The sequence below is a fragment of the Gorillibacterium sp. sgz306347 genome, assembly GCF_059735245.1.
Map to the genome: position 1 here is coordinate 22,501 of NZ_JCAPET010000043.1, position 18,077 is coordinate 40,577.

At 59.5% G+C, this 18,077-nt stretch carries 14 protein-coding genes; 13 read left to right on the top strand and 1 reads right to left on the bottom strand.

Features of this window, described 5'->3' with window-relative positions; genetic code table 11:
- The 8 genes from AC6I6H_RS18415 to AC6I6H_RS18450 form a co-directional block, all read left to right on the top strand.
- A partial coding sequence (locus tag AC6I6H_RS18415; protein WP_497955464.1) for a hypothetical protein occupies positions 1-327 on the top strand: 327 nt, incomplete at its 5' end.
- Between the two features lie 70 nt (positions 328-397).
- A complete protein-coding gene (locus tag AC6I6H_RS18420; RefSeq protein ID WP_497955465.1) occupies positions 398-2,095 on the top strand; it encodes a response regulator in 1,698 nt (565 codons plus the stop codon).
- Positions 2,096-2,134: 39 nt separating this feature from the next.
- Positions 2,135-3,991, top strand: a complete 1,857-nt coding sequence (locus AC6I6H_RS18425; protein ID WP_497955466.1) for a cache domain-containing sensor histidine kinase — start codon at positions 2,135-2,137, stop codon at positions 3,989-3,991.
- Positions 3,992-4,098: 107 nt separating this feature from the next.
- The gene (locus tag AC6I6H_RS18430; protein WP_497955467.1) at positions 4,099-5,067 is read left to right on the top strand and encodes an ABC transporter permease; all 969 of its coding nucleotides are present in this window, start codon (positions 4,099-4,101) and stop codon (positions 5,065-5,067) included.
- Between the two features lie 18 nt (positions 5,068-5,085).
- Positions 5,086-5,961 (top strand): carbohydrate ABC transporter permease, encoded by an 876-nt coding sequence (locus AC6I6H_RS18435; RefSeq protein WP_497955468.1) that lies wholly within the window; start codon positions 5,086-5,088, stop codon positions 5,959-5,961.
- A gap of 132 nt (positions 5,962-6,093) precedes the next feature.
- Entirely contained in the window at positions 6,094-7,632 is a 1,539-nt protein-coding gene (locus AC6I6H_RS18440; protein ID WP_497955469.1) for an extracellular solute-binding protein, read from the top strand.
- A 10-nt stretch (positions 7,633-7,642) separates the two neighbouring features.
- Positions 7,643-8,989 (top strand): FAD-dependent oxidoreductase, encoded by a 1,347-nt coding sequence (locus AC6I6H_RS18445; protein WP_497955470.1) that lies wholly within the window; start codon positions 7,643-7,645, stop codon positions 8,987-8,989.
- Between the two features lie 735 nt (positions 8,990-9,724).
- On the top strand, positions 9,725-10,726 hold the full coding sequence (locus tag AC6I6H_RS18450; RefSeq protein WP_497955471.1) for a MerR family transcriptional regulator: 1,002 nt from the start codon (positions 9,725-9,727) through the stop codon (positions 10,724-10,726).
- 202 nt (positions 10,727-10,928) lie between these two features.
- Here the strand turns inward: AC6I6H_RS18450 and AC6I6H_RS18455 are convergent, their stop codons facing one another.
- A complete protein-coding gene (locus AC6I6H_RS18455) occupies positions 10,929-11,375 on the bottom strand; it encodes an ATP-binding cassette domain-containing protein (protein ID WP_497955472.1) in 447 nt (148 codons plus the stop codon).
- Positions 11,376-11,608: 233 nt separating this feature from the next.
- Here AC6I6H_RS18455 and AC6I6H_RS18460 point away from each other — a divergent pair, with 233 nt between their 5' ends.
- The 5 genes from AC6I6H_RS18460 to AC6I6H_RS18480 all read left to right on the top strand — a co-directional run bounded on the left by AC6I6H_RS18460 (position 11,609) and on the right by AC6I6H_RS18480 (position 17,553).
- Positions 11,609-13,399: a sensor histidine kinase gene (locus AC6I6H_RS18460; RefSeq protein WP_497955473.1), complete on the top strand. Its 1,791-nt coding sequence runs from the start codon at positions 11,609-11,611 to the stop codon at positions 13,397-13,399.
- Positions 13,362-14,168, top strand: coding sequence for a response regulator transcription factor (locus AC6I6H_RS18465; RefSeq protein WP_497955474.1), 807 nt, complete (start codon positions 13,362-13,364; stop codon positions 14,166-14,168). Before AC6I6H_RS18460 ends, AC6I6H_RS18465 begins: the two co-directional genes overlap by 38 nt.
- Positions 14,169-14,292: 124 nt before the next feature.
- Complete coding sequence (locus AC6I6H_RS18470; protein WP_497955475.1) at positions 14,293-15,657, top strand: extracellular solute-binding protein; 1,365 nt, start codon at positions 14,293-14,295, stop codon at positions 15,655-15,657.
- Positions 15,658-15,756: 99 nt separating this feature from the next.
- Positions 15,757-16,638: a carbohydrate ABC transporter permease gene (locus AC6I6H_RS18475; RefSeq protein WP_497955476.1), complete on the top strand. Its 882-nt coding sequence runs from the start codon at positions 15,757-15,759 to the stop codon at positions 16,636-16,638.
- A gap of 30 nt (positions 16,639-16,668) precedes the next feature.
- Positions 16,669-17,553, top strand: a complete 885-nt coding sequence (locus tag AC6I6H_RS18480; RefSeq protein ID WP_497955477.1) for a carbohydrate ABC transporter permease — start codon at positions 16,669-16,671, stop codon at positions 17,551-17,553.
- Positions 17,554-18,077: the final 524 nt, after the last annotated feature.

Genomic DNA, 18,077 nt, shown 5'->3' on the forward strand with positions numbered 1-18,077 from the left:
CGCGGCAACGCGCGGCAACGCGCGGCAACCCACGGCAACGCGCGGCAACGCGCGGCAACCCGCGGCAACCCGCGGCAACGCGCGGCAACGCGCGGCAACGCGCGGCAACCCGCGGCAACCCGCGCAGCAAGCTGCAGCAAACCCACAACAACCACCCCCCTCAGCTTCAAGCTGCGGGGTTTTTCCCTTTTCTGCGAACGGGCGGTCCGGAACCGGCGTGTTTATTCGCGGTTCGCCCTCAGCCTTATCCGGTGGACGGTATCGGAAAATCACGCGTTTCGGCGGGGGATTTTTGTCGATTGGCAGCGAATCGTGCCGGTTTTTTGAAAAAAGACATTGACCTGGCGCAGCGAATCCCTTACAACAAACATACAGACATGGGAAACGGGGGATGGACATGTATAAGCTGGTTCTGGTGGATGATGAGCCCTCCGTGCTGCACGGGCTGCAAACCTATTTTGATTGGGCGGCTTGCGGCGTGGAGCTGGCCGGAACGGCCGACGACGGGGATACCGGGCTGGCGCTGATCGGGGAGGTGCAGCCGGATATCGTGCTGACGGATGTCAAAATGCCCGCTATGGACGGCATCGAAATGGCGCGGGAAATCCAGAAGCGCTGGCCCGGAACCAAAATCGTTTTCATCAGCGGGCACGACAACAAGGACTACTTGCGGTCGGCGCTTCAGGTGCATGCGGCGGATTACATCTTCAAGCCGATCGTCCGAAAAGAGCTGGGCAGCGTCATCGGCCGCGTGACGGCGGCGCTGGATGAAGACCGGAAGGAGGCCCGGCGGATTCGGGAAATGGAAAGCAAGCTGACGGAAAGCATGCCGCTGCTGCGCGAGAAATTTCTCCTTTCCCTCCTGCAGACGCGCGAAAAGCCGGAAAACATCCGGGAAAAGCTGCGGTTCCTGGAGCTTCCGCTGCAAGCGGAAAGCGCTTACACGCTGCTGTTGATTACAATTGACGATGCCGCGGCCATTCTTGGGGAACGCTCGGAGCGCGACAAGCAGCTCCTATCCTACGCGGCGCTTAATATTATCCAGGAGCTGCTGAAGGACCGGGCGGAGGGAATCGCGTTTGAAAACCGGGAGGCGGAATTTATCGGCCTGGTGCGGTTTGGCGGCGGAAGGCCACTGATCGAAGAGGCGGATGCCGCCCCCTCCAGCGGCGAAACCAGCGGCGCGGGGGAGCGCGAGGACGGGGAAGGAGAGCAGGAGGCGGAAGCGCTGCTGCTCGCTTTGGCGGAGCAGATCAAGGACAATCTGAGCCGGTGGCTGAAGCTCAGCGTGACGATCGGCATCGGCGGCGTCGCCCGCGGCTTGGCGGAGCTTCCGGACTCCTACCGGCGGGCGCGGGAAGCCGCCGAGCAGAAGTGGTACCTGGGCAAGAACCGGATTCTTACCATCGACGGCCTGGAGACCGGAGAGAGCGGCCGGTACCGGTTTGAGCCGGAAGCGGCGGAACGGATGCTTGCCGCGCTGAAAGCCGGGGACCGGGAGCGGCTGCAGCCGGAGCTTGCGGAGGTTTACGTTCAGCTTGCGGCCAACCGCCGGGAAGGGCTGCGTTACGGCCGGAACGTAAGCCTTCAGCTTGTGCTGCTGGCCGGGCGCGTTCTTCTGGAGCTGAATTTGCTTACGGAGGAGCGGGAAGCCGGCGAGGCGGAGGCGTGGGACCGGGTTTTGCGGCTGGAAACGCTCCCCGATCTGAAGGCGTATTTAACGGCCTACCTGGAAGGGGTTTGCGCCTGCGTGGAGGAAAAACGCAGCGGCCGGGCAGGAAACCTTATCCAGCGCATCCGCGAGCTGATCGAAGAGCGGTACGAGGAAAACCTGACCGTGGCCGATATCGCGGAGGGCGTTTATTTGAGCCCGACCTACGCGAGCCTGCTCTACAAGCAGGAAACGGGCGAGACGCTGTTTGAGTATTTGACCAAGGTGCGGATTAACAAAGCCAAGGAGCTGCTGCGCGATCCGGCCAACAAATTTTACGAGATATGCCGCGCCGTCGGGTATTCCGATCCCAGCCATTTCAGCAAGCTGTTCAAAAAAGCGACCGGCTCCACGCCCAGCGCCTACCGGGAGCAAATCCTGTAGTCTGTGCCGCCGGTTTTGCAAGCGAAAAGAGGAGGGCACATGGGCAATTCTTTGCGGTCGAAATGGCAGTATCTGCGCGGTCTGGCGCAGGGGATTCTGGCGGCGCGCAAATGGCTGCTGGCGTACGTGGTGATCATTCTGCTTCCGGTATCGGTGCTGCTGGTTTCCTACTACCAGCGTACCTCCAGCGTACTGGAGGAGGAGGTGACGCGGACGATGCAGCAGACCATCCGGCAGGCGGGGCTCAACCTGTCCTACAAGCTGGAGCATATCAGCGATACGTCGAACTCCATTTTTATGAACGATCTTCTGTACGACAACCTGGCTCCGGAGGACGGGACGATCAGGCAGCTGGACCAACTGAAAGAGCTGCGGAATCTTGCCGCGCTGGCGCAGGAGAACGCGGATGTGCTCCGGATGCGGCTCTTTGTCGACTCCTCGAGGCTGTATGCGGGCGAAGGCGTCAATTTGTTCAACATGGAGCTGCTGCAAGCGTATCCCTGGCATCGGGAAGTCATGGACGCGGGAGGAGGCATGGTCTGGACCGGCGTTTACCGGCAGACCTACAGCGATATCGGGGAGCAGGACGTTTTTTCGGTTGCCCGGGTGCTTCGCAACCCGAGGGCGTTTGATGAAGTGCTCGGTGTCCTGGTGCTGGATATCCCGAAACGGGTGATCGAGGAAGTGCTGAACGATCTGAAGCTGTCCGCCGATTACCAGCCGCTGGTCATGGACGGGAACGGAACGCTGGTTTTCGGGCCGGGGCAATCCGGGACGCCGGAGGATGCGCAGGAGACGGCCGGCCTGATTGCGGACGGGGAAGCCGTCCGGCAGATCGCCCGTTCGGAGGAAGGCATTCTCCCGCCGGACGACGGCCGGGAAGGCGTGTATACGATCTACCGGACGATCGGCACAACAGGCTGGAAGCTGGTCGCGCAAGTCTCGCAGAAGGAGATTTCCCACCGGGCGACCGGCCTCAGCCAGTTCGGAAGCGTGGTTACCTTGGCGGGAATTACGCTGCTCTTTCTGCTGCTGGCTTTTGTTCTCCTTACCTTCCTCACCCGCAGCATCCGAAACCGGGTGCAAATGATTCTCCGGATGATGCGTAAGGAAGGCGTCGGCTGGCTGGAGGACCGGCGGTCGATGCCGGAAGGGGATTTTTTGCTGCTGGAACGGAGTGTGGACCACTTGATCCACAAAATGAACGGGCTTATCGAAGATTCCTACCGGGCCCGGGTGCAGGAGCGGGAAGCGCAGCTCAAGGCCCTGCAGGCGCAGATCAATCCGCACTTCCTGTACAACGCGCTGGACATGATCAACTGGTCGGCCATTGCGCACGGCGCGGAGGACACCAGCCAGATGATCGAGGCGCTCGCCCGGTATTTTCGCCTCAGCCTAAACAGCGGCCAGGACAACGTAAGCATTCACGACGAGCTGGAGCTGGCCCGCGTGTATCTGGACATTCAGCAGAGCCGCTTCCCCTCTACGTTTACGTATGCCATCGAAGCGGAGCCGGGGCTTGCGTCCTGCCTTGTGCCGAAGCTGACCCTTCAGCCGATCGTCGAGAACGCGCTTTTGCACGGCATCCGCAAGCGGAAGGACCGCCAGGGGACCATCCGCATCACCGCCAAGCGCGCGGACGGCGACGTGCTGCTCATCGTTGCAGACGACGGGATCGGCATGGAGGAAGCTGCGGCCCGCAGGCTGCTGGCGGAGCCGCGTCCGGAGCTGCGGGCGGACGGCTCGGGCGCTTCGTACGGGCTGTATAACGTAAACGAGCGCATTCGTTTTTTTGCCGGGGAGAGTTATGGGCTCTCCGTATCGACGGCGCCGGGCGAGGGAACGGCGGTTACGGTGCGTCTGCGGGCCATCGAAAGCAAGGGGGAGGCCGGGTGACGGCCTCTTTTTTCATAACCAGAGACCAGAAATAGTAGTTTCACCTTCTACTGCCGGTTCTGCTTGACGGGCTATAATCAAGGCACACGCAAGCGGAGGGATGCACAATGAACGTGAATGTACCGGCAAAAGCAGATGAAAACAGACGGGTCGGCGTCTCCGGTAAGCGGAAGGCGAGCCGGTGGAGGTATGCCTGGATCAACCGGGACTATTACCTTTTGCTTGTGCCCGGTTTGCTTTTTCTGCTCCTTTTTAAATACACGCCCATGTACGGGATCGTGATTGCGTTCCAGGACTTCAACATCTTCGACGGCATAGCGGGAAGCCGTTGGGTCGGCTTCGACCAATTCGCCAGGCTGATGAATTCGGAGGAATTCGCCCAGGTCTTCACCAATACGCTGCTGATCAGCGTGTACAAGATCGTGCTGCTCTTTCCGCTGCCGATCATTCTGGCCCTGATCATGAATGAAGTCCGGCTGATGGCGTTCAAGCGTACGGTCCAGACCATCGTGTACATGCCGCATTTTCTATCATGGGTCATCATTTCCGGCCTGTTCGTGACGATCCTTTCGCCCTCGGGGGGACTGGTCAATAACCTGATTGAACGCCTCGGCGGAGAACCGGTCAATTTCCTGATGAGCAACGACTACTTCCGCAGCGTCATGGTCTTTACGGCCGGCTGGAAGGAGACCGGCTGGAGCGCCATCGTCTATATCGCGGCGATTGCCGGCATCGACCAGGAGCAGTACGAAGCGGCCGCCATTGACGGGGCGGGGCGAATCCGGCGGATGTTCAGCATCACGCTTCCGGGCATCATGCCCACCATCGTCCTGATGTTTATTCTGCGGCTCGGCTCGGTGCTCGACGCGGGAACCGAACAGATTCTGACCATGTACAACCCGACCGTATACGAGACGGGGGACGTTATCGGCACCTTTGTATACCGGATCGGGCTCGGCCAAATGGACTACAGCTTCAGCACGGCCGTCGGCCTGTTCAATTCCGTTGTCGGCTTTATTCTGATCATCACCGGCAACTACTTCAGCAAGAAATTCATGAACCGGGGAATCTGGTAGAAAGGGGCTGCGGCACAAATGAACAAACGAACGGCAAGCGACTGGATACTGGATTCGGTGATTTATGTCTTTCTTGTGGCGATGGCCCTGGCCATGCTTCTTCCTTTGGCAAATGTTTTCTCCAAATCGGTCAGCGAGGAGTGGGCCATTCTCTCCGGTCAAGTGGGGATTTTCCCGGTGGGGTTTCAGCTGGACACGCTGCGCGAGGTGGTGTCGTCCTCGACCTTTCTCCGCGCGTTTGTGATCTCGGTCGGGGTCACCGGGGTGGGCACGCTTTTGTCCATCCTGCTGACCGCCATCACGGCGTATCCGTTGTCGAAGCGCCATCTTCCGGGTATTTCCTTCTTTATGCTCCTGTTCGTTTTCACCATGCTTTTTAACGGCGGCCTGATCCCGACCTATTTGCTGATGCGGGAGCTCCGGCTGATCGACAACCTGTGGGTGCTTATTCTGCCCAACCTGATCGGCGTGTTCAACATGCTCGTCATCAAGAGTTATTTTGAGGGCTTGCCGGAAGCGCTGGAAGAATCGGCGCGCATTGACGGAGCCAAAACCTACCGGATCCTTTTTGTTATCCTGCTGCCTCTGTGCATGCCGGTTATCGCGACCATCGCGCTGTTTTACGCCGTAGGCTATTGGAATGACTTTTTCGGCCCCATGATTTACCTCAATGACGGGTCTCTCCGGACGCTGCAATTGTATTTGCGGGACGTGGTGATGGATGCGGATACTTCAACCGCGATCAACAAAAGCGCGGATGACATGATGAACATGTCGCCGGAGGGCATTCGCGCTGCCACCGTCGTCGCCTCGACGGTTCCGATCCTGTGCGTCTATCCCTTTTTGCAAAAATACTTTATCAAAGGCGTGCTGATCGGCTCGGTCAAGGGCTGATCCGCCATCCGGGACGGGAGGCTGCTCCGGCAGCCCCCGGAACATCGGTGAGACCGCCTCTTCCCGCTTTGCGGAAGAGCGTTTCATATAAAGCAAGACAATCCAGAAAACCAATTCATCAGGAGGGGTACTATGAACACCAAAAAATGGCTGTCGTTGACGTTGTGCGCCGGTCTCGCGCTCAGCGCAGCGGGCTGCGGCAGTTCCGATTCGGGAAGCAAGGCTTCGGAGTCAAACGCTCCGGGAGCAGCGGAAACGGCACAAACGGGAGCCGAAACAAAGCCGGAATTGAAAACGCTTAACATCTGGATGAAGGACGACTATAACACGTATCCGGTCGCCAAATTGCTGGAGGAGCGGACCGGGTACAAGGTCAAGTACGACATGCTGCCCAGCGAAAAGCCGATTGAAAAGCTCAACCTGCTCGTTTCCTCCAATACGCCTTACGATGCCATTACCGTGGCCGGGGATAAAGCCATGTTTACCGAGTATGCAAATAAAGGCGCTTTGGTGGACCTGACGCCGCTCATCGAGAAGTATGGCCCGAATATCAAGGCCTCGGTTTCGCAGGAATCCTTCGACGCCTTCACGCTGGACGGGAAAATTTACGGCATTCCCAACCGTTCGGCGGAATTCAGCACCACCAGCCTGATGATCCGCACCGATTGGCTCAAAAAAGTCGGGATGGAAATGCCCGAAACGCTGGATGAGCTGACTGCCGTACTGAAAGCGTTCAAGGAGAAGGACCCGTCCGGACTTGGCAACAAAGCGGTCCCGATGACCATTAACGGCTCCTCTCCGATTATCGATAACATCGCCGGCGCCTTCGGCGTTCCGAACCACTGGAACGTAACGGACGGCAAGCTGGTCGAACGGCCGCTCATGCCTGGCTTTCCGGACTACTTGACCTATGTTGGAGAGCTTTACAACCAGGGCTTGCTCGACAAGGAGTTCCCGGTGAACAAGGACGCCACGACGAAGGAGAAGTTCACGAGCGGCAGGGCGGGCGTGATTGTCGCCGCCTGGTACGACGTGCCCACTTTGGGCGACGCGTTGAAGCAGAACCAGCCGGATGCGGAATTCGCCTTCCTCACCGCCTTGAAGGGCCCGGACGGAAAATTGGGGCTGTCGGCGTCTTCCGGGTTTGACCGCGTTACCTTCATTCCGAAAAGCGCCGAGCATCCCGAGGATGCCATCAAGTGGATGAATGCCAAGCTGGAAAAAGAAACGTTTAAGCTGATGGTCATCGGCGAAGAAGGGAAGCATCACACCTATAAGGATGGCGTATATGCCCCGATTCTGCCTGCCTTCAACGACGAGCGCAACAACGCCAATAACTACTTGATGGGCATTGATGAAGAACTGTATCCCACTTACTGGCAAGCACGGGTCAAAAAGGACCCCCGTCTGGACGAGGCATTCAGCTTCCTGAACAAGACGCTGCCGGCGGAAGCGCGCGTTGTCGATCCTACCGGCGTTGCTCCGGTCATGCCGGTTACCGCCAAGTACAGCCAGTCGCTGGGGCAAATGATTAACGACTTCGCCGTCAAGGTCATTGTAGGCGAAACGCCGGTGTCCGAGCTGGACGCGTTCATTGCCAAGTATAAAGCGGCGGGCGGAGAAGAGAGCACGAAGGAATTAAATGAATGGTATGCCTCCCTCGGGAAATAGGAGGAAAACGATGGATACGGTGAAAACTCACTTCATACAGAAGGCTGTTCCGCTGCAGGACGAGTGGGATGTCATTGTCGCAGGAGGCGGACCGGCCGGCTGTACGGCCGCCGCTGCCGCCGCCCGGGAAGGGGCGCGCACGCTGCTGATCGAAGGAACCGGCAGCCTGGGCGGGATGGGAACCGGCGGTCTGGTTCCGGCCTGGTGCCCGTTCTCCGACCAGGAGAAAATTATCTACCGGGGGCTGGCGCAGCAGGTGTTTGAGCGGCTGAAGGCGGAGATGCCGCATGTGCCGAAGGATGCCCTGGACTGGGTTCCGATCGAACCGGAAAAGCTGAAGCGGGTTTACGACGAGCTGGTGGAAAGCGCGGGCGTTCAGGTGCTGTTTCTGACCACGCTTGCCGGGGTCGAAACGGATGACCGCGGCGGCGTGACCGTTCTCTGGGCCGCCAACAAAAACGGGCTGCAGGCCTTTTCGGCCCGCGTGTTCGTAGACTGCACCGGGGATGCGGATCTGGCGGCCTGGGCGGGCGCCGACTACTTTAAGGGAGACGGCGGAAACGGCGACCTCATGCCGGCCACCCACTGCTTTTCGCTCGGGAATGTGGACGAGAAGGCGTATGCCGAGGCCCCTCGTCTGCATGGGGATGTCCCGGACAGTCCGATTTACGACATCGTCCGGTCCGGCCGTTATCCGCTTATTCCCGACTTTCACATCTGCAACAACCTGATCGCCCCCGGAACGGTGGGCTTCAACGCCGGCCATCTGTGGAACGTGGACAACACGGACCCGGCTTCCGTCTCGGCGGCTCTCATGCAGGGCCGCAAAATGGCCGCCGCTTACCGCGACGCGCTCGCCGAGTTTTTGCCCGATGCCTTCGGCAATGCTTTTGTGGCGAGCACGGGGGCGCTGCTGGGGATTCGGGAAACGCGCCGGATCAAAGGCGACTACGTGCTGACCGTAGACGACTACATCAGCCGGCGCAGCTTCCCGGATGAAATTTGCCGCAACAGCTACTTTCTCGACATTCACCGGACGGAGATCGAGGAAAAGGATGCGTCCAAACGGCCGGATTTCAAGCGTTACGGCCGGGGGGAATCCCACGGCATCCCTTACCGCTGCTTGACGCCGGAAGGACTGCGGAATGTGCTGGTCGCGGGCCGGTCCATCTCTTGCGAACGGAGCGTGCAGGGAAGCGTACGCGTCATGCCGGTCTGCCTGGCGATGGGCGAAGCGGCCGGAACAGCCGCCGCCATGGCCGCGAAAGACCCCGCCGGCGACGTCCGCGCAGTCGACGTGCAGGCGCTGCGGGCTCGGCTGAAGGAGGAAGGCGGGTATTTGCCGGACTTTAGCTGACGGCAGGCGAGCAGGCTTATAAAGATCCCCTTTGCGGTTTGCGCCGCAAAGGGGATTTTTTGGCGGCCGGCGCGGATAGGGGGACTCGCTTTCCGCTGATACCCATTATGCGGTGGAACGCGGATAGGGGGACTTGCTTTCCGTTGGTATCCATTTGGCGGCCGACGCGGATAGGGGGACTTGCTTTCCGCTGCTATCCATTATGCGATGGAACGCGATAGCCGTTTGGATGCAGGGAACTCTTTTACTCTCCATTCGGTCGGGGGCAGCCTGATTTCGTTGGCCTGGAAACGTGCTCCAAGGAGGAACCGATGCAAGCCGTTGTCAACGAAGTGGACGGGGGTTCGACTGAGGAAAGGCTGTGCTCCGTTCCTCGCTTCCTCGTCTAAGCGGCATTATCCTGCGAAAATGCAGGATTCTCATGACCGGAAGCGCCTTTATTCGATAAATGCTGCGGATATGCAGGATTTTGGGGTCGATTAGGCCCAGAGTGGCGCAAAAGGCCGAAAAATGCTGCACAATCGCATTATTTCCTGTTTCATTTCTTATTTGCCGCCTGGAATCATGCATATTTGCAGCTTTCTATTTCCCACCCGGCGATTGGCCATATGTGTCGAGCCGGGCAAGAAGCTGCCGTCCTCCCCCTGGTCTTGCGACGGGGGGCTTTTTGTTCGAAACGTCATTGACTTTGACGTCGTGTCGCCCGTTACAATAAACGCGATGGGAGGGGCGTCTATGGAATTGCAAACGATCAGCGAGGTGTCCAGGGCCTTTCAATTGTCCACCCGGACGCTTCGGTATTACGAGCAGCTCGGCCTTTTGCGGAGCGTCAAAAAGGACGATTATGCGTACCGCACCTATGACGAAGAGGCGCTGCTCCGGCTGCAGCAGATCGTCATTTTGCGCAAGCTGCGCATTTCGCTGAAGCACATTGCCGACATTCTTCGCAGCGAAGATGCCGTCCGGGCGCTGGAGGTGTTCCGGGACCATATCCGCGGGCTGGACGAAGAGATGACGGCCTTGTCGACGATTCGAAGCATTGCGGCGGGCCTTGTCGCCCGGTTGAACGAAAGCCTGCCCGCCCGGATCAAGCCCGGTTTTTTGCTCGGCGACGAAGCCGTGCAAAGGCTGGCGGGAACGCTCCGTCTTGCCAAAATACCCTTTCAGGAGGAAAAAGCAATGGATGAACTGAATCAAGCCGCAGCGAAGCTCATGAAATTAACGGATGTGCGGATTGTGTACCTGCCGCCGGCCACGGTAGCCGCCAGCCACTGCATGGGAGAGGACTGCGAGGACCGTGCGGGAAGCGCGCTGGACAAGTTTGTGCGGGAAAGCGGGCTGCTCCGGCTGAAGCCCGACGTGCGCCATTTCGGGTTTAACAACCCGATCTCCCGCGGTGCTTACGGAACTCCGTCCCAAGGCTACGAAATGTGGGTGACGATTCCCGACGGCCTGGAGGTGCCGGCTCCGCTTGCCAAAAAGAAATTCCACGGCGGCTTGTACGCGGCGCATGCAATTGCATTCGGGGAGTTTGAGCATTGGGGGCTGCTGCATGATTGGGTAATGAGCAGCGGGCTTTACGAAAACGATTGGGGTTCTGTCCGCTGTGAGCCGCATGCGCCGGAAATGGACTGGGCGTTTGAGGAACAGCTGAATTATTTCCATAACGTACAAAACCCCTCGTTCGATTACCGGAACATGCAGCTTGATTTGCTGTTTCCGATCCGGCCGAAATAAGAGGCCGGCTGCTTCCAGCGTCCTGCTTGCCGCCCCATGCACGGAAAGAACGGGCTTGCCGTTCTTGAACGAAACCCCGTTTGAGCGGCAAGAGGCGTTTTCGGAAAAGGCCTCTCGCTATCTTCTCGCTACTTCCCGTCGCTTTTCATTTTGCGATGGAAGGCGAGGACCGCCAGAACGAAGATCGCGGCGGCATAACCGATCACCCACCAAAGCTCGGGCAGCCGCCTCTGCCAGCCGCCCGATAAGGGTTCGCCTTGTCCTTCGCCACCTCCGCGAGTCCGAAGCTTTCGATCATGGCCGCCGCCTTCCGGGCGGCTTCTTTTTTGCCGCCGGTGTAGATGCCCGCGATGAGCGCCAGGTTTTCATTTACCGTGAGGTTGGGGGCGACCGCCGTTTCCTGAGGAGACACGTTGATTTTCCGTTTGACGGCGGTTGGAACGGATACGATGCTGTCGCCCGGCATGAACGCATCCCCGCCGCTTGGCCGGCTCAGACAGGTCAGCATGCGGATGGTCGTGGTTTTGCCCGCTCCGTTCACGCCAAGCAAAGCGAACAGCTCGCCCGGCACCACGGCCAAGTTAAGCGGCTGCACGGCGGTACGGCTGCCGAAGGTCTTGGTGAGGTTTTTCGTCAGGATCGCGTTCATTCGTCCTCCGGGTTCCGGCTTTGCGCCTTCAAGATGTCTTCCGCAAACTGCCGAAACAGCTCGTTTTTCACACAATGGCGATGCCCTGCGCCTCGTCTCCGAGCAACAGCAGCGTATCCCCGGGCTTTATGTTGAAGGTTTCCCGCCGTGCGCTCTCTACAAACGGGCTTGACAATCCCTGGGACTGCCGGAAAATAGAAACTGGAAACGCTGTCAGAAAAGGGGGCTCCCTCGTGCACGTCCGTTTTCGGGAACTGAACACCTTGCGCAATCAGATTTTCCTCGGCTTTCTGCTGGTCATGCTGGTTATCCTCGCGGTTTCGGGGGTGTTTGTCTACGACCGGGTTTCCTCTCTGCTCAAGGACAACGCGGAGCGGCACATCCAGCAGACCGCCGTCCAGGCGAACGGGCGGCTGGATGCGCTGATCGGCCAGATCGACAGCCTGACCGAGCAGGTGGCGAACCACCCGACGGTCCAGCGGCTGCTCCTGGAAAATCTGGACGGCCGGGCGGTTACGTTCGGTCAGAGGCAGTCGCTTCAGCAGATCGTCTCCAGCTATCAGGCGTATCTGCCGAGCGTTGGCTCGCTGGAGCTGTACACGGCCGACTTCCGGCTGCTGTTTCCGATTAAGGACGGCAGCCTGCGGCTGCGGACCGGCGAGCGTTACATTAACGAAGCCAATATTCAAAAGGGGCGCCTGGTCTGGATCGGCGTCGATCCGAACGACAGCCAGAGCCTGCTCGCCCTCCGCCAGGTCAGCCTGATGGACCGCGGGTTCTCGCGCGGCGGCTACCTGATGGCCCGCATTCAGCGCAGCTACTTCCAGCTGAACGACCCGCTGTCCGACAGCGAGGGAGGCGAATCGATCCTGCTGGTGAGCGACGACGGCCAATTGCTTGGCTCAAACACCGCCCCGACAGCGGATCTCCTGCCTCTTTTGCAGAGCAGCGGACAGACCGTCCGCTACCTGGGCAAGGAATACGTGCAGGTCAAGCAGCGCTCGGACAAAGCGGACTGGACGCTGCTCGTGCTGACGCCCGTCCGCTACGTGACCCAAGGCATCTCCATGCTGCGGACCGTTTTGCTCGTCTCGGGCGGGGCCGGGTGCCTGCTGTTCCTGCTGCTCTCGTTCGGTCTGTCCACCATGATCACCCGGCCGCTCCTTCACCTGATCCGGGCCATGCGCAAATCGCGGCTCGGCGTCCTTACCCCCAACGAGCAGCCGGCGTCCACGACGGAGATGCGCGAGCTGAACAACACCTATAACGGCATGATCGCCAACATGAACGAGCTGATCCGCGTCGTTTACGAGAAAGAGGTGCTGCAGAGCCGCACCGAGCTCAAGGCGCTTCAGGCGCAGATCAACCCGCATTTTCTGTTCAACACCCTGGAGGCCTTCCACTGGTCCCTCGAGGAAAAGGGAGAGGAAGAGCTGGCGCGGCTCGTCGTCGTGCTCTCGCGGCTGTTCCGCTACCTGATCGGCAAACCGGGCCAGGACGAATGGGTTACGCTTGGCGAAGAGATCGAGCAGGTCCGCCGGTATCTCCAGATCATGGAGATGCGTCTCGGCGATCGGCTGGGCTGGTCCGTCGAGCTCGGGCCCCGGGAAGCGGCCGTCCCGGTGCCCCGGCTCCTGATCCAGCCGCTCGTGGAGAACGCCATCCTGCACGGCGTCGAGAGCCGCGTCGGCAGCGGCACGGTCCGCGTCGCCGCACAGCCGGCCGGCCGCGAGGGCTGGACCCGCGTCATTGTAAGCGACGACGGCCCCGGCATGGAGGAGGAGACGCTTGGCGCGCTGTACCGCACCCTGGAGGGCGGGCCGCCGCTCTCTTCCAAGGGAACGGGCGTCGGGCTCGTCAACGTGCATCGCCGGCTGCTGCTTCACTACGGCGAAGCCGCAGGAACGAGAGGGCTTCGCATCGACAGCAAGCCGGCGCAAGGGACAACCATTCAATTCGAACTGCCGAATGAGGGAGGGGAACGCCATGACCTTGAGCCGCCGAACGATTCTCGTCGTAGATGATGAGCCGCGGACGCGGCAGGGCATCAAGCAGACGCTGGAGGCCTGGGCCGCGGGGCGGCTTGCCGCCTCCATCGAGACCGCCGACAACGGCGTGGCTGCGCTGGAGCGGCTGAACCGGGAGCGGGTCCATCTGCTTATCACCGACGTCCGCATGCCGGAGGTGAGCGGACTCGACCTGATCCGCTCCCTGGAGGGAAATGCCCGCAAGCCGGTCGTCATCGTCATCTCCGGCTATGCCGAATTTGACTACGTGCAGCAGGCGCTTCGGCTCGGAGCGATCAATTATCTCCTGAAGCCGCTCGACAAGGCCGAGCTCGTGCAGGTGACGGAGGAAGCGCTGAAGCGGGTGGAGGAAGAAGAGCAGCGCGGCAAGCTGGAAAAGCTGGTCGACCTCAAGCTGCTCGGCGCCGATCCCGGCGGCGAGGGCATGAGCGGGCCGGTGCGGGAGGCGCTCGCACATGTGGAGGCTCATCTGCACCAGCCGCTCACCATGGCGGAGGTCGCCGGTCGCATTCACCTGAACGCCAGCTATTTCAGCGTGCTGTTCAAGGAGCAGACCGGCCTTCCGTTCAGTGAGTACCTGTCCCGCCTCCGCGTCCAGCGGGCGAAAGAGCTTCTTCTGAACTCGCAGCTGTCCGTCGGCGAGATCGGGGAGCGGGTGGGATACCGGACGGACAAGTATTTTATCAAGGTGTTCAAGTCGCTTGAAGGCGTGAGCCCGAGCCGCTACCGCCAGCAGATGCGGGAAGCTCCGACGGATATCCGCTGACCAACATCCAATAAGAGTGGAGTTTTTGCCAATGGGCGTGACCTTATAAACCTCCGTATGGACTGCTAGACTTGTTTTGAGAGCGGTTACATATCCGCCTATCTAAAAAATGGAGGTTATCGCAATGCCAAGAAACGCATTGACCAAGGGGTTCATGCTGACATTCGGTCTCGCGCTCGTCCTTACGGGCTGCGGCTCGAAGAGCGGCGGCTCCGCCTCGGACAGCCCGTCCGCCGCGGCGGCGACGGCGGAAAACACGGCTGCGGCCACCCAGGCTTCCAACGAGAAGGTTACCCTCAACCTGATGCATCTATGGCCGGCGGGCAGCTCGGCCCAGCAGAATAAACTGGTCAGCCAAATCGTGGAGCAATATCAGGATGAGCACCCCAACGTCACCATCAAACAGGAGGTGCTGGAAAACGAGCAGTACAAAAACAAGCTGAAGGTGCTGTCCGCCTCCAACAAGCTGCCGGATGTCGGCATCACCTGGGCGGCGGGGTTCATGCAGCCTTATGTGGAGGGCGGCTTGTTCGCCCCGCTGGATGATATCCTGACCGGCGAACAGCTTAAAGACAAATTCGTTTCCGGCACGACCGAGGCTTACGCGGTGGACGGCAAAACCTACGCGCTGCCGATTGAGCTGAACATTTCGCCGATTTACTACAACAAGGATATTTTCGCCAAGTTCAACCTCCAGGTTCCGAAGACGTACAACGAATTTCTGCAGGTCGTCAAGACGCTGGAGGAGGGCGGCGTGGCTCCGATCGCTCTGGGCAACAAGGACCGCTGGACCGGCTCTCTCTGGTACATGTATCTGGCCGACCGGATCGCCGGCAGCGAAACCTTGAAAAACGCCACCAACGGCACCGCCTCCTTCGAAGACCCCGGCCTCGTCAAAGCAGCCGCCGAGGTACAGGCCCTGGTCGACATGAACGCCTTCAACAAAGGCTTTAATGGCTTGTCCAACGACGAGGGCAAATCGGAATTCATGAACGAGAAAGCCGCCATGTACCTGATGGGCACCTGGGAGCTGCCCAACTTCACGACCAATCCGGACATCCCGCAGGCATTCAAGGATAAAGTCGGCTTCTTTAAATTCCCGACCGTGGACGGCGGCAAGGGCGACGTCAACAGCTGGGTCGGCGGCCCGGGCGTCGGGCTCTTCGTGGCCGAGTCTTCCAAGGTGAAGGAGGAGGCCAAAGCCTTCGTCGAGTATTTCGTCACCAAGTGGGGCGAGGAATCGGTCACGGCGGCGGGCGTCATTCCCGCCACCAAGGTAGACACCTCGAGCGGAAGCCTTCCTCCGCTGTACGTCGAACTGCTGAACGAACTGAACAACGCCAGCAGCATCACCCTTTTCGCGGACGTGCAGATGAAGCCCGGCGCGGCTCAGGTCCATCTCGACATGATTCAGGCGCTGTTCGGCAAGGCGGTCGCCCCCGAGCAGTTCGCCGCCAATCACAAGGAAGCCATCGAGAAAGGCAACTGACCAGACCGAAACCGGACGAAGCGGAGGCCCCTCGCTGGCTGCAGGGACTCCGCTTCTGTTTGCAACAAGGAATTCGATACGTAAAGGAGGGATGCAGGCATGGAAAAAGTCATGTCCAACAAATGGATCATCGCGCTGTACGTGCTGCCGTCTCTAATCCTCATGATGGGCATTATTTTTGTCCCGATCGTCCTGACCGGCTATTACGGGCTGAACGAATGGGACGGCATCGGCAAGATGACCTTCATCGGTCTCGAAAATTACAAGGCGCTGATGCGGGACAGCGCCTTTTGGCAGAGCGCCCTGCATTCGCTGCTGCTGGCGCTGTTCTCGGGGGTCAGCCTGATCGGCTACCTGGCCATCGCGCTCATCCTCTCGGGCCGGATTAAAGGAGCCAGCCTGCTGCGCAAAATTTACCTGATCCCGATGCTGCTGTCCTCAGTCGCCATCGCCCAGCTCTGGCTCAAAATCTATCACCCGACGAACGGCGTGCTGAACAGCCTGCTCGTCTCTCTCGGCTTCGACAACCCGCCGTCGTGGCTGGCCGAGCCCTCGCTGGTGCTGATCGCCTTGTTCATTCCGATCATTTGGCAGTATGCGGGCTTTTATATTCTGATTTACTACGCCGCCCTGAAAAACATCCCCGAATCGCTCATCGAGGCGGCGCGGATCGACGGAGCCAGCCCGTGGAAAATCGCCACCCGGATCAAGCTTCCGCTCATCCGCGAGGTCATCAAGGTCACGGTGGTGCTGTCGGTGGTCGGGTCGCTCAAATACTTCGATCTGATTTACGTCATGACCGACGGCGGCCCCAACGGCGCGAGCGAGGTCATGGCCTCCTATATGTATCATCAGGCGTTCCGCAGCTATGACTTCGGCTACGGCAGCGCGGTCGGATTTTTCCTTTTGCTCATCTGTCTGGCCGCCACCTATCTGATCCGGAAGCTCACCGCCACCAAGGAGACGATCCAATATGCCTGACTCCCGTACGTCTGAAAGGAGGAGCCGCCGATGAGCGTTCCCGCCGCCGCCCGCCCTTTGATCCCGCGCCGGAGGAGCAAGGAGCACCCGCTGAGGAGGATCGGGCACGCGCTTCTGTATTTCATTCTCGTCCTCGTCGCCGTCATTCAGGTGCTGCCGCTCGTGTGGCTGATGATTTTCTCGCTAAAGAACAACCAGGAAGTGTTCAACATGGCGCCTTTCGCCATTCCGAAGCAGCCGCACTGGAGCAATTACGAGAACGTGTGGGTGAACGGGAACATCGGGGTGTATTTTTTCAACAGCGTCTGGATCACCGCGGTCGCCCTCGTCGCCACCGTGCTCCTGGGCAGCTTCGTCACCTACGCCGTGACCCGGATGCGCTGGAAGGGCCGTTCCTTCGTCCTCGGCCTGTTCATGCTCGGCCTGATGATTCCCGTCCATTCGACGCTGATCCCGCTGTTCAGCCTGTTTCTGAAGCTGCACCTGACCGACAATCCGCTGTCGATCATCCTGTCCTACATCGCCTTCAACCTGCCGACCACGATCATGATCTTACTCGGCTTCTACTACGCGCTGCCACGAGAAGTGGAGGAGGCCGCCGTCATGGACGGCTGCACGGTGAACCGGATGTTCCTGCGCATCGTGCTGCCCATGACCTCGTCCGTGCTCGCGACCACTGCGATCATCAACATGATCTACAACTGGAACGAGTTTATTTTCGTCAACACGTTCATCAGCTCGGATCACCACAAGACGCTCACGGTCGGCGTGCAAAATTTCATCGGCCAGTATACCACCGACTGGGGCGCGATCGGAGCGACGCTCATGATCAGCATCCTGCCGATCCTGCTGGTGTTCCTCGTTATGAGCGACCGGATCGTGGAAGGCCTCGCCGCCGGTTCGGTCAAGGGATGAGAAGGCTGCCGATTGCGGGCAGTTGGCAAAAAGGATTGGAAAGAAACCCGCCGGGGGACGGCGGGTTTCTCTGTTTTCGCGCGTCAGGTCTGCTTGCGGGAGCCCCCTTTTTTACTCCTGGTCCCTTTTACAAGCTAGCGAACTTGATGCAAGCGGCTGACGGGTCAAGGCTAACGTTGATTAAATGCGAAACCCATTGGTGAGTAACCAAATTTACTGTTTTATTACGCTTTTATTTAAATCTGCCAAATCGGATGGGGGGCTGATGGTTTTGCTTGTGCGCGCCGTCCAACCCATTCCGAACCGCCTGCCCTGCCAATCGGCGGGATAATTGCCTGAGCTAGGGGTGCCATAAACTCTAACGGTTGCCACGGAGCTTATTTGCACAAAAAAGAAGCGTTGGAAACTGTAACGGTTGCCACAAAGCTTATTTACGTTTTTTGCCTTCGTTTGGCCTGTTTTTGCCTGAATAAGACCTGTGGCAACCGTTAGAATCACTCATGGGCTTGCACCCATCGCCAGAG